We start from the raw sequence: 12,169 nt of genomic DNA, 5'->3' as shown, positions 1-12,169 counted from the left end.
GGAGGGGCGCAGCGGGCGGCGGCGGGCTCGCGGGACGACGCGCGTGCGAGGCGGGCGTGTCAGCGGCGCGCGGGGCGCCTACGCGGCGGGGGCGCGGTGGGCCTCGAGCCAGGTGAGCACGTCGGCGTACACGCGCTCGCGCCCGTCCTCGTTCAGGATCTCGTGGCGCATGCCCTGGTAGAGCACCACCTCGACCGACTCCACGCCGGCGGCGCGCATGATCTCGGCGGAGGCGCGCACGCCCTCCCCGTTGTCGCCGACGGGGTCATGCGAGCCCGCGATGAACAGGATCGGCAGGTCAGGCGGTATCTTCGCCGCGAGGTCGAGGCGCGCCGCGTCGTAGGTGAGCGCGGTGAGCGCGGCGTAGCCGCCCGCCGTGAACGGGCGCCCGCACAGCTCGTCGGCGATGAACGCGTCGACGTTGGCCTCGTTCGCCGACAGCCAGTCGAACGGCGTGCGCGCGTCCTCCACGGCGCGGGAGTAGGCCCCGTCGGCCACCGAGCGCAGAAAGGGGCTCGCCGCGCGCTCGCCCGACACCCGCGCGATCGTGCGCGCGATCACGTTGCCCGCCTTCGACACCGCGCGCGGCTTGTTCCCCGTGCCGCACAGGATGGCGCCCGCGAGCCCCTCGGCGTGGCGCGTGAGGTAGACGCGCGTGACGAAGCTGCCCATGGAGTGACCGAACACGAAGTACGGGACGCTGCGCGCGAAGCGGGCGCTCACCAGGCGCCTGAGCGCGTCGACGTCCTCCACGAGCACCTCGGCGCCCCCGCGCGCGGGCATGTGGCCCCAGTCCTCGGGGTCCGTGACGCTCTTGCCGTGGCCGATGTGGTCGTGCGCGCACGCCACGTAGCCGTGCGCGGCCAGCTCGCGCGCGAACGCGTCGTAGCGGCCCGCGTGCTCGGACATGCCGTGCACGATCTGCACGATGCCGCGCACGTTCGGCGCGGCGCCCGCCGGGCGCCACAGCAGACCCTTGATCTGGCTTTTCCCGTCAGCGGATGAGAATCCCAGCGCAGTGCGCTCCACGGGGTAGAGCATGAGCCCTCCTTTCGCGTCTCGTCAAAGCCGCGCGCGTGCCTGCGCGGCATGCCTGCGTCAGCATGCGGGCCGCAAGGTCGCGCCGCGTCGCGCGCGGACGCTCCAGCGCCCAGCCCGCCAGGCGGCTCCGGGCGCGCCGGCGCCTAGCCCACCGCCCGCATGTCGGCGACGGTGATCCCTCCCTCGCGCACGAGGAGGGGATGGTCGCCCGTGCAGTCGAGGATGGTGGAGGCCACGCCGCTTCGCGGCGCGTCGTCGACGACCACGCAGCCGACCTGCGCGGCGAAGGCGGCGTCGACGTCGGCGAAGCAGCGCGGCGCGGGCGCGCCGGACGGGTTCGCCGAGGTGGTGGCCAGGGGCGCGCCCACGAGGCGCAGAAGCCCGAGCGCCGTGGCGCTGTCCGGCATGCGCAGCCCGACGGTGCCCGCCGCCGAGCAGAACGCGCGCGGCACGCTCTCGCTCGCGCGCACGATGAGCGTGAGCGGGCCGGGCCAGAACGCCCGCGCGAGCGCGGAGGCGAGCGCCGGGACGTCCTCGCCGAAGCGCGCCAGGTCGCCGGCTGACCCCACGAGCCAGGCGACGGGCTTGCGGGCGTCGCGCTGCTTGAGCTGGTAGAGCTTCTCGGGGCTTTCCGCATGGCGGACCGACACGCCCACGCCGTAGACGGTGTCGGTGGGAAAGATCACGGCCTCGCCGCGCTCGAGGGCGGCAACGGCCTCGGCGGCGGTGGCGGGATGGTTCACGGCGCCTCTCCTTCTGCCTTCGAATGCTGAGCCGTTATCCGCCAGTATAAGGCAAAGCGGGCCCGCGATGGAACCGCGGGCCCGCTTTCATCAGACGGGAGCGCGCAAGGCGCGGGCGGAACGCTGCGCGACGGCGCCGCACATGGCTCGACCCCGCTTCAGCCGCGTCCTCCCCCTTCGGGCGATTGGGTGCCCGGCTGCTCGCGGCTGGAGGGCTGCGCCTTGCCGCTCAGAGCTCGCCGAGCTCGCGCGACCAGTCGAACCCGGGAGGCGGGGCGGTGGGGACCGCCTCGCCGGAGGCGCCCGCGAGAGGCGCGCCCCCGGCCGCCTCGGCGGTATCCCACTGGCAGGCGCCCATGTCGACGTGCTCCCCGTCGGCGAAGGCGACGCCCTCCTCCTCGAGCATCGCGCGCTGCACCTCGGGGCCGCCGAAGGCGAAGCCGCGGCACAGGCTGCCGTCCTTGAACACCACGCGGTGGCACGGGATGGAGGCGGCGTCCGAGCCGGGGGCGGGGTTGGCGCGCAGGGCGAAGCCCACGTAGCGCGCCGAGCGCGGGCGCCCGACGAGCCGCGCGATCTGCCCGTAGGTGGCCACCTTGCCGCGCGGTATGCGCCGCACCTGGTCAAACACCTGGTCCGAGAACTCAGCCACGAGGCGCCTCCCCCGCGTGCGCGCATGCGGAGAAGTCCGCGCAGATCGCCTCCGCCACGCGCAGGCCGTCCGTGGCGGCGCTCATGATGCCGCCGGCGTAGCCCGCGCCCTCGCCGCAGGGGTAGAGGCCGGCGATCGTCTTCGACTGGAGGTCGTCGCCGCGCAGGATGCGCACGGGGGCCGAGCTGCGCGCCTCGACGCCCGTCATCACGGCCTGCGGGTGCGCGAACCCGCGCAGCTTGGCGTCGAGCGCGGGCAGCCCCTCGGCCAGGGCGTCGGTGACGAGCGGCGGCAGGCACGCGCGCAGGTCGGCCCACGCCACGCCGCGCGGGTAGCTCGGGCGCACGAGCGTGCTCTCGTGCCCGCTCTCGTTCGCCAAGAAGTCGCCGACCGTCTGCGCGGGCGCCGTGTAGGGCGCCCGCCCGCCGGCGCTTCCCAGCCCGAACGCCGCGCGCTCGACCTGGCGCTGGAACGCCACGCCGGCGAGCACGTCCTCGCCGGGGAAGTCGTCGGGCTCGATGCCCACGAGCAGCGCGCTGTTGGCGTTGGCGCCGTCGCGCGCGAAGCGGCTCATGCCGTTCACGCACACGCCGCCCTCCTCGCTCGCCGCGGCCACCACCTCGCCGCCGGGGCACATGCAGAACGTGTACACGCCGCGGCCCGCCTTCGTGTGCGCCGCGAGCTTGTAGTCGGCCGCGCCGAGCGCCGGATGGCCCGCCGCCGCGCCGTGCTGCGCCTGGTCGACGAGCCCCTGCGGGTGCTCGATGCGCACGCCGACGGCGAAGGGCTTGCGCTCGAGCGCCGCGCCGGCCCGTCGCAGCATCTCGTAGGTGTCGCGCGCGGAGTGCCCGCAGGCCAGCACGAGGCGGCAGGCGGGCTCGACGCGCACCGCGCCCGTGCGCACGTCGCGCAGGCGCACCGCGGCCACGCGCCCGCCCATGACGTCGATGCCGTCAAGCTGGGTGAGGAAGCGCACCTCCCCGCCTTCGGCGATGACGCGCTCGCGTAGGTTGCGCACCACGCCCGCGAGCTTGTCGGTGCCGATGTGGGGCTTGGCCGCCACGAGGATGTCGCGCGGCGCGCCGGCCTCGGCGAACGCCTCGAGCACGTGGCGGATGTGGGGGCTTCTCGTCCCCGTGGTGAGCTTCCCGTCGGAGAACGTGCCCGCGCCGCCTTCGCCGAACTGGACGTTCGCCGCCACGTCGAGCTCGCCGCCCGCCGCGAACGCCTCGATGGCGGCGAGGCGCTCCTCGACCGCGGCGCCGCGCTCGACCACGAGCGGACGCAGGCCGGCGCGCGCGAGGTAGAGCGCGCAGAACAGGCCCGCGGGGCCCGTGCCCACCACGACGGGCCGCATCTCGCCCGCCTCGGCGAACGCGGCGGCGCAGTCCGGCACGCGCAGGGGCTCGGGCGGCACGTGGGGCTTCACGCTCACGCCCTTGGCGGGGCGCGGCGAGACGGCGTCCGGCACCTCGACGGCGCAGGTCACCACGAAGTGGACGCTTCTCTTCCTGCGCGCGTCGACGCTGCGCCGAAGCAGGCGCACGTCCCCGACCGCGTCAGGCGCGACGCCGAGCGCCGCGGCGACCTCCCGGCGCAGAAGGCTCGCGCGATCAGGCAGCAGGGCGTCAAGCGACACCGGGACGTTCGACGCCTCCACGCACCGCGTCATGCGCGCACCACGCCTTCCGCGCCCTGCGCATTCTGCGCGTTTCGCGAGTCCCGCGCCGCCTCCGCGCCTTCCGCGTCCTGCGCGCACCGCGCCGCCTCCGCAACCCCTGCCGCCCGCGCGTTCTGCGCAGCGCCGAGCGCGCGCACGGCGCTGCGGCCCGCGAGCAGGCCGCTCGCCCACGCCCAGTGCAGGTTGTAGCCGCCGCAGGGCGCGTCCACGTCGAGCGCCTCGCCCGCCGCGTAGAGCCCCGGCACCGCGCGCGCCTCGAGCGTGCGCACGTCGAAGCCCGCCACGTCGAAGCCGCCGCGCGTCACCTGGCACTGGCGCGCGTCACCCGGCCCCTCGACCGCCAGCGTGAAGCGCTTGAGCACGCGCGCGAGGTCGTCGAGGGAGGCGCTGGCGAGCAGGGTGTCGTCCTCGTGCCCGAGGCTCTCCAGCAGCACGTGGGCCACCTGCGGCAGCACCATGCCGCGCAGGAAGTCCTCGCAGGTGAGCGCATCGCCGAAGATCGAGACGAGCTGTGCGCGGCGGCGCGCGAGGAAGCCGGGCGCGCTCGCGAGCTCGACGCGGGGCAGGAAGTCCACCGCAAGCTCGTCGCCCGGGCGCGCGTGGCGCGACAGGTTGAACGCCGCGATGCCCGACACGCCGTACTTGCGGAACATCACCTCGCCCGGCTCGCGCCGCAGAAGCTCGCCGGCGCGCCACAGCTCGAGCGCGCCGCGCACGCGGATGTTGTCGAGCTGGCGCACGAGGCGCGTCTCGGTAGCGATCGGCCCGAGCACCGGGCGTTGCGCGCGGAACGCGAGCGCGTCGGGCAGCATCTCATGCGCCACGCGCCCGCCGCAGGCCACCACCACCGCGTCCGCGCGGAAGAACGCGCCGTCGCGCAGGCGCAGCGTGAAGGGCTTGCCCGGCGCGCGCGGCGGCTCCACCACGTCGACGCGGGCGTCGCAGCGCACCTCGACGCCCGCCGCCGCAGCCGCGGCGCGCAGCACGTCGAGCACGGCGGACGCCTTGTTGGCCTGCGGGTACAGCCGCCCCTCCGACTCCTCGCGCCACATGAGGCCGTGCGCGGCGAAGAAGTCGAGCACGGCGGCGCCCGGGCCGGGGGAGAAGCGCGCCCGGCGCGAGGGCTCCCGGCCGCAGGCGAGCGCCTCGGCGTTGCCGAGCACGGCCTCGACGAACTTCGCGTTGCGGTAGAGCTTCGGGTCGATGCGCGCGTTGGAGAAGTTGCAGCGCCCGTTGCCCGTGGCGAGGATGGAGCGCCCCACCCGCTCGTCGGCCTCGAGCACCGCCACGCGCACGCCTGCGTCCGGCGAGCTCGCGCTCGCGCTTGGCGTCAAGGCCGCGGGCGCGCCTGCGTTCGCGCCGCCGCTCCCATGCGCGCCCGAGCCCGCGTTCGCGCCGCCATGCGCGCGCACGTCCTCCGCAGCCGCCACGGCGGCCGCCAGCCCGGCGGCCCCGCCGCCTATGATCGCAAGAGTTGTCATGAGTGCCATTATAAGGCAACGCCCCGCGCCCCGCGCGCCCACGACCAGATCCTCCGACTCCACGCTCGCAGCCGCGCGCGCGAGCACTCAGCCCGCTGTCAATCTGCGCCTCAGAGCCGCTTCTCGTTATCAATGGCATCCAGCAGCTCCTGTTGCGAGTGGACGTCCATCTTCTGGTAGATGCGGTAGATGTGGCTGCGCACCGTATGTTCCGATATGTAGAGCCGTTCCCCGATGTACTTTGCGTTGCGCCCCCGGGCCAGCATCTCAAACACCTCCGTCTCGCGCTTTGACAATCCGTAGCGCTCGGCCGCCAACGCAACGGGGTCTTCCGCATCCCCCTCGGACTGCATCGTCGAAGGATCCTCTACCGGAGAAGCCGCCCACGTCAGACGTGCGTCGCCGCGCCGATCTTGCTTGAAGACGAGGGAAAAGGAGGCATTGTGGGACTGAAGGAAAACAGTATCACAAGAAGGGGCTTCGTTGCTAGCGCCGCCGCCATGGCCGTAGCAGCAGCAGCCGGCGCACATCTGGGAGCACTGCCCCAGGAAGCATGGTGCGAGCCAGCATCCGCCGCCGGAAAACTTGACGCGAAGGACGGAGAGTATCACGGCTATTGCGCCATGTGCATGGAACGCGGCTCCTGCGGCAACATCACCACGGTCAAGGACGGCGTGGTCGTCAGCATCGAAGGCGACCCTGCGCGACCCAGCAACAAGGGAACGCTCTGCCCACGTGGCAAGGGCGCCATCATGAACATGTACAACCCTTACCGCATCAAGGCGCCCATGAAGCGCACCAACCCCGAGAAGGGGATGGACGTCGATCCCGGCTGGGTCGAGATCACCTGGGACGAGGCCATCGGCATCGCAGCCGAGAAGCTGCGGGAAGTCTACGACCGCGACCCGCGCGAGCTGGTGCACTTCTATGGCTTCTCGGCCTATGAGTCATCTCACGCGACGTTCGGCCATGGCGAGTGGTGCCTGGAGTTTGGCTCCCCGAACGAGTCTTCCGGCAAGGGGCAGATGTGCTCGGTCCACTACGGTGCCTGCTATACCATGCGCGCGTTCCCCACAGTCAACTACGATTCCCAGTACACCAAGTACGTCGTGGCATTGGGCAAGGGCATGGGAGGAGACCTGGGTTCGGCAAACGGAGACGGCCGCGCATCGGCGCGTGCGCTCAAGGGCGGCATGAAAGTGGTGACCGTAGCCCCGTACTGCGGCATGGACGCCAGCGCGGGCGAGTGGGTCCCCATCATCCCCGGCGCCGACCTGTCGTTCATCTACGGGCTCATGCACACCATGCTCTTCGAGCTGGACTCCTTCGACAAGGACTTCGTCAGCAATCGCACGAACGCACCCTATCTCATCGACGAGGACAACGGCGGGGACTACCTGCGCAACAAGGACGGAAAGCCCCTGCTCGTCGACGCCGACGGAACCCTCAAGGCATTCGACGACCCCACCCTGGCCAATCCCCAGCTCGAAGGTGAGTTCTCATACGAGGGAAAAACCTACCCCACCGGGTTCATGCTCTTCAAAGACGCTCTCGCAGACTTCAACGCCGACTGGGCCAGCGAGCAGAACGGCATCCCAGCCGAGCGCATCCGCGGCATCGCGCAGGAGCTCTGCGACAACGCCTGCTTCGGCCAAACGATCGTCATCGACGGAGAGGAGATACCCTATCGTCCGTCATGCCTGTTCATCGGCCGCGGCGTCACCAACCACACCGACGGCACGCTCATTGACATGAACGCCCGCCTCATCAACATCCTGCTGGGCAACGTCGGATACCCAGGCGGCGTTCAGGGGTCCAACGCGCCCACCTACAAGCCGGATGCCGACGGCGTCATGGAGCCTTTCAACGAGGCGGCATTCCCCAAGTCATTCAGCTACCCGCCCACCAACATGGAGCTGAAGGAGTTTATGCCCCATCGCCACTCCATCAACTCCATGATGATGCGAGTCATGTGCGACCCCGAGCACTACGGCTTCGATTACAAACCTTCGCTCATATTCTCTTCGGGCTGCAACCCCATCATCTCGAACACCGAGCCCAGCATCGCCATCGAGGCCATCAGCAAGGTGCCCTACGTCATCTACCACGCCTGCTACCACATGGACGAGATGGCGCTCATGTCGGACCTGCTGCTGCCTGAAAGCGCAGCGCTCGAAGTGACCACCGTCTACAAGTTCCCTGGCATCGAGACGTCAGGCACCATCAAGGATGACAAGGACTTCCTCATGAACGCCCCCGGCATCGTCATGAAGCACGGCGTAGGCGAACTGTACAACACGCGCGAGGGCAACGAGATCCTCCTCGACATATTCGAGCGCGCCGACCTCATCCACGTGCTCAACAACGTGGCCAACAAGGGCGGCTGCATCGGCGTGCCCAAGGGCATGGGCATGGCGAAAACCCCTTACGAGCTCGACCCGAACACCCGCTACGACATGATGGACATGTGGGACAGGTGCATGAAGGCGAAGACGGGTGGCATCGGATTGGAGTACTTCGACGATCCCAGCCATGCCATCTACCCCATCCTGCCCTACAAGAACGAGGCGGCCTACTACTCGTCCAACCGCGACAAGAAGACGCGCTTCTCCCTCTACCTGATGCAGCAGAAGAAGGTAGGCGACTGGCTCATCCCGAAGATCAAGGCCACCGGACGTGACCCCTTCGAGTTCGTGGGCGTCGACATCGACGAGCTGAGGCGCCGCTACACGGCCCTCCCGTACTACCCCTCCGACGACCTGCGGCCGACCTTCAACGCGCCAGCCGAGTACGACCTGCGCGCAACGACGTTCAAGAAGCCGTTCTTCCTGTTCCGCATGGGCTCCATGGACCAAAACCCCATCACCCGCGACTTCTCGAAGAAGTTTGACCCCGAATTCAACGCCGTGCTCATGAACAGCGCGACGGCACGTGCCAAGGGCCTCTCCCATGGCGAGCAGGTCGTCGTGGAATCCCAGTTCGGCAAGACCAAGGGCGTGCTCTACGTGACCGAACGCGTAGAGCCGTCCACCGTCTGCATCGGCGGCACCACCGGACGTCGCTCGCCGCAGCTAGGCGACGATTTGATGGAGGATACGTTCTTCAACGAGCTGCTCTGCGGAAACGTCGGATACATCGATCCCATTGATGGAGCCTTCGACAGCACCGCCCGCGTCAAGGTCTACAAGGGATAAGGAAAAGGAGGAGGATGCAGCATGGCCCATTACGGCATGCTCATTGACTTGAACACCTGCGTGGGGTGTGCAGCCTGCGCAGTGGCCTGCAAGATCCAGAATGGAACCCCCGCCGAGATGTACTGGTGCAAGGTCATCTACGACGAGGAGGGCACATACCCTCATGCGAAAAAGCGCGTGCTGCCCGTGAGCTGCCAGCACTGCGAGAACGCGCCGTGCGTGCGCGCCTGCCCCACCGGCGCCAGCCACTACGACGAGAACCGAAACGTGCAGATTGACTACGACCGATGCATCGGCTGCCGCAACTGCATGGCCGCCTGCCCCTACGAGGCGCGTTCTTGCAACTGGGACGACCCAGCCACCAACACCTACTTCAAGGGCTTCGAGCAGACGCCCTTCGAGACAGCTCACGCGAGCAAACACCCGCGTGGCGTTGTCGAGAAGTGCGTGCTGTGCCGCGATCGCGTCAGCGAGGGCAAGCGGCCCGCATGCGTGCAGACCTGCATCACGGAGTCCCGCTACTTCGGAGACCTGGACGATCCGGACAGCACCGTCAGCAAGAAGATCCGCGAGCTGGGCGCGCGCCCTCTGCTAGAGAGCTACGGCACCAAGCCCGCCCTGTACTACGCCGGCTTGGAAGAGTAAGGAGGAGAAATGTCGAACGTCAAGACAAGCGCCGCAGGCGCGCATAAGCCCCTGCCCCGCGCGCTTATCATCGTGCTGGCGGTGCTCACGGCCATAGGCTTGGGCTGCTGGTTCTACTCGCTAGCGGCAGGCCTGGAGGTAGGCGGCGTGTCCAACGTCAGCCCTTGGGGCATCTACATCACCGTGTTCATGACCTTTGTCGGCCTGTCCGCAGGCGGACTCATCGTGGCCTCCTCGGCGCACGTGTTCAACATCGAGCCGTTCAAGAAGGTTGCGCTGCCTGCCGTCATCATGTCTACCGTGTGCATCTGCGCTGCACTGGGGTTCATCATCGTGGACTTGCGCAACCCTGCCAACATGTGGCGCCTGTTCACTGGCCCGAACCCCGTTTCACCGCTGACCTGGGACGTGATCGTTATCTTCACCTATCTGGTGATCAACATCATCGACATTGTCCTGCTGGTGCGAGGCGACGAGCGCAAGGTGAGCATCCTCTCGCGCATCGCGCTCCCCGTGGCTATCCTCGTGCACTCGGTGACCGCCTGGATATTCAGCCTGCAGGTAGCCCGCACCTGGTATACCGCCATCATGGCGCCCATCTTCGTGGTGAGCGCGTGCGACTCCGGCTTGGCGCTGCTCATCTTGGGCCTGGTGTGCCTTGAGGCGCTGGGGTGGTTCACCGCAGGCAGAGAGCTCATCAAGAGCCTTGCCGGGCTGCTTGCCACCTTCATCGCAGTCGACGCGTTTCTGATCGCCTGCGAGCTGCTCACCATGGGTTACCCGGGCGCAGCCGAGGCCGAGGCGCTCAGCGTGATTCTCACCGGCGCCGCCGCTCCGTACTTCTGGCTTGAGGCGATCGGCGGGCTTTTGATCCCCTTCTGCATTCTGGTGTTCGCCAAGAATCGTGAGAACACCACACTGGTGGTCGTCTCCTCCGCATTGGTGGTGCTGGGTGTGCTATGCAAGCGTGTATGGCTGCTGTTCTCGGGATTTGCCGCTCCCTACGCCGAAAACTCGCCCGTGGTGCCCGGCTGGCTTCATGCTGGCGACGCCGCAAGCATGGGCGGGCTGGCCGGCTTCTATGCACCGAGCGTCTTCGAGATCCTAGTGACCATCGGCATCGTCGCTTTGTTCACGCTGGTGTTCCTGGTGCTTTGCAACAAGCTCTTAGGGGCGCGCGCAGAAGCGAACACGCAGTAGCTCCCGTCAGCAACGCCTTGCAGGGTGCGGGACTCAGGGCCGCCAGCCCACGTCCCGCACCCTGCGAAAACCCCTCCCCCCATTCGACTAGAACAGGAAAAAACCATGAACTGCGTCGATGCCCTCAAGCAGGAAAGCTTGTCGCTGGGATTTCTCGCCTCGGCGTTCCTTCTGCTACCCGACAAACAGCTCGTGAGGAACCTGCGAGACCTTCCCTTTGCCTTTGCCGCGTCCTCAAACGAGCCAGGCGCCCTTGAGCTTGCGGCCTATGCCCAAAGCATCCAGGGCAAAACCGATGACGAGGTGCTTCGGGAGCTGGGGACAGACCGTGCGAAGCTGATCCGCCACGTAGACGCCCAATGCATCAACCCACCGTACGAGTCGCTTTACGCAAACGAACCAGAGAGCGACGTCGTCCAAAGCCTGAACCGCCTGTTCATCGAAGCCGGGTTTGCGCCGAGCGGAAAGTACTGCGAAGCCTCCGACCAGATCGGCATGGAGCTGTCTTTCATGAAGTTCTGCGTCGACCGGGAGATCGAGGCTACGCTGGAAGAGGACGAGGACGCGGCCCGCGCCATCGCCGCGATCAAGGATCGCTTTTTCGACGAGCATCTGGGCAGATGGATGGCAAGCTACGGCGAGGCGATGAGGCGGAGCGCCCAGACCGGCTACTACCGAGCCATCGCAGACCTCCTGACGAGCCTCAGCTCTTGAGGTTGCAAGCCTCTTGTCAGGCATACGCCGTCGACGAAGCGCTTTCGCATGCTCTCTGGCGCAGACCACACGCCTGGAGCTGCGGAGGCGCTCAGCCTTCTCTCAACACCGACTGGATCCATTCGGAAAGCTCCTGGCACGAAACGCTTCCGTCAGCCACGCCCATCATGATCGCCAGCAGCTCATCGTGCCTCGGCCTGAAGCAGCACCCGTTCAACCTCAGGAACGCGCCCATCACGGCAGCCGCCGTGCGCTTGTTGCCGTCAAAGAAGGGATGGCCTGATGCTATCCCGTATGCGTACCGCGCGGCCTTCTGGGCCAATGCGGGATAGAGCTCCTCTCCGCCGAACGTCTGGAACGGCTGGGCCAAAGCTGATTCCAGCAGCCCCTCGTCACGCACGCCGTCAAGACCGCCGAACTTGGCGATGGCGGCGGAGTGGATGAAGAGCACTGCCTCCTTGCCCAGCGGCCTCGCAAGCCCGCTCACTTCGCGAGCTCCCTGAACACGTCGGCGTACTCGTCCATGAAGTCTATCGCCACGTCCACGGCTTCCATAGAGGAATCACGTGCGGCTGCGGGGCTGATCGTCACCCACGGCTTGTTGTTCTTCAGAACCGTCACCGGGCGACCCGTTCTGTTTACCTCGGCAGTTACGCGCGAAAAGTTGTCCTTTGCCTCGGCAAGACCTATCGTGATGGCCATGACGCCTCCGTTGCCTCGAATTCGACTTGGCTAGAATTCTAGCCACTTCAGGCCCGCGGCTCAATGAGCAGTTTGCGTCAGACGGAATGCGCCCAGGAATCGCATCCGTTGAAGCA

At 68.1% G+C, this 12,169-nt stretch carries 12 protein-coding genes; 4 read left to right on the top strand and 8 right to left on the bottom strand.

The window, feature by feature from the left end; translation table 11 throughout:
• Positions 1 to 78: 78 nt before the first annotated feature.
• The 6 genes from HRL41_RS08255 to HRL41_RS12155 all read right to left on the bottom strand — a co-directional run bounded on the left by HRL41_RS08255 (position 79) and on the right by HRL41_RS12155 (position 5,951).
• Positions 79 to 1,041 carry an alpha/beta fold hydrolase gene (locus HRL41_RS08255; protein ID WP_172136355.1) on the bottom strand — a complete coding sequence of 321 codons (963 nt, stop codon included), beginning with the start codon at positions 1,039 to 1,041 and terminating at the stop codon, positions 79 to 81.
• 143 nt (positions 1,042 to 1,184) lie between these two features.
• On the bottom strand, positions 1,185 to 1,784 hold the full coding sequence (locus HRL41_RS08250; protein WP_172136354.1) for an L-threonylcarbamoyladenylate synthase: 600 nt from the start codon (positions 1,782 to 1,784) through the stop codon (positions 1,185 to 1,187).
• Between the two features lie 229 nt (positions 1,785 to 2,013).
• A complete protein-coding gene (locus HRL41_RS08245) occupies positions 2,014 to 2,436 on the bottom strand; it encodes an MGMT family protein (RefSeq protein ID WP_172136353.1) in 423 nt (140 codons plus the stop codon).
• Entirely contained in the window at positions 2,429 to 4,108 is a 1,680-nt protein-coding gene (locus HRL41_RS08240; protein WP_172136352.1) for an NAD(P)/FAD-dependent oxidoreductase, read from the bottom strand. The genes HRL41_RS08245 and HRL41_RS08240 overlap by 8 nt, the downstream gene beginning before the upstream one ends.
• A complete protein-coding gene (locus tag HRL41_RS08235; RefSeq protein ID WP_253904788.1) occupies positions 4,105 to 5,598 on the bottom strand; it encodes an aminoacetone oxidase family FAD-binding enzyme in 1,494 nt (497 codons plus the stop codon). The genes HRL41_RS08240 and HRL41_RS08235 overlap by 4 nt, the downstream gene beginning before the upstream one ends.
• A gap of 110 nt (positions 5,599 to 5,708) precedes the next feature.
• Positions 5,709 to 5,951: a response regulator transcription factor gene (locus HRL41_RS12155; RefSeq protein ID WP_253904787.1), complete on the bottom strand. Its 243-nt coding sequence runs from the start codon at positions 5,949 to 5,951 to the stop codon at positions 5,709 to 5,711.
• A 90-nt stretch (positions 5,952 to 6,041) separates the two neighbouring features.
• Here HRL41_RS12155 and HRL41_RS08225 point away from each other — a divergent pair, with 90 nt between their 5' ends.
• From HRL41_RS08225 to HRL41_RS08210, 4 genes are all read left to right on the top strand, one after another.
• Positions 6,042 to 8,792: a molybdopterin-dependent oxidoreductase gene (locus HRL41_RS08225; protein ID WP_371808822.1), complete on the top strand. Its 2,751-nt coding sequence runs from the start codon at positions 6,042 to 6,044 to the stop codon at positions 8,790 to 8,792.
• Between the two features lie 21 nt (positions 8,793 to 8,813).
• Positions 8,814 to 9,437, top strand: coding sequence for a 4Fe-4S dicluster domain-containing protein (locus HRL41_RS08220; RefSeq protein WP_172136349.1), 624 nt, complete (start codon positions 8,814 to 8,816; stop codon positions 9,435 to 9,437).
• Between the two features lie 9 nt (positions 9,438 to 9,446).
• On the top strand, positions 9,447 to 10,637 hold the full coding sequence (gene nrfD, locus HRL41_RS08215; RefSeq protein WP_172136348.1) for an NrfD/PsrC family molybdoenzyme membrane anchor subunit: 1,191 nt from the start codon (positions 9,447 to 9,449) through the stop codon (positions 10,635 to 10,637).
• A gap of 105 nt (positions 10,638 to 10,742) precedes the next feature.
• Positions 10,743 to 11,351 carry a molecular chaperone gene (locus HRL41_RS08210; protein ID WP_172136347.1) on the top strand — a complete coding sequence of 203 codons (609 nt, stop codon included), beginning with the start codon at positions 10,743 to 10,745 and terminating at the stop codon, positions 11,349 to 11,351.
• A 91-nt stretch (positions 11,352 to 11,442) separates the two neighbouring features.
• Here the strand turns inward: HRL41_RS08210 and HRL41_RS08205 are convergent, their stop codons facing one another.
• The gene (locus tag HRL41_RS08205; RefSeq protein ID WP_172136346.1) at positions 11,443 to 11,838 is read right to left on the bottom strand and encodes a type II toxin-antitoxin system death-on-curing family toxin; all 396 of its coding nucleotides are present in this window, start codon (positions 11,836 to 11,838) and stop codon (positions 11,443 to 11,445) included.
• Positions 11,835 to 12,053: a type II toxin-antitoxin system Phd/YefM family antitoxin gene (locus tag HRL41_RS08200; RefSeq protein ID WP_172136345.1), complete on the bottom strand. Its 219-nt coding sequence runs from the start codon at positions 12,051 to 12,053 to the stop codon at positions 11,835 to 11,837. Before HRL41_RS08200 ends, HRL41_RS08205 begins: the two co-directional genes overlap by 4 nt.
• Positions 12,054 to 12,169: the final 116 nt, after the last annotated feature.

It is taken from the genome of Adlercreutzia sp. ZJ473 (genome assembly GCF_013185065.1).
Classification (GTDB): Bacteria; Actinomycetota; Coriobacteriia; order Coriobacteriales; family Eggerthellaceae; genus CAAEEV01.
The sequence above is the reverse complement of the archived record's forward strand: the minus strand, read 5'-3'. Positions and strand labels throughout refer to the sequence as shown.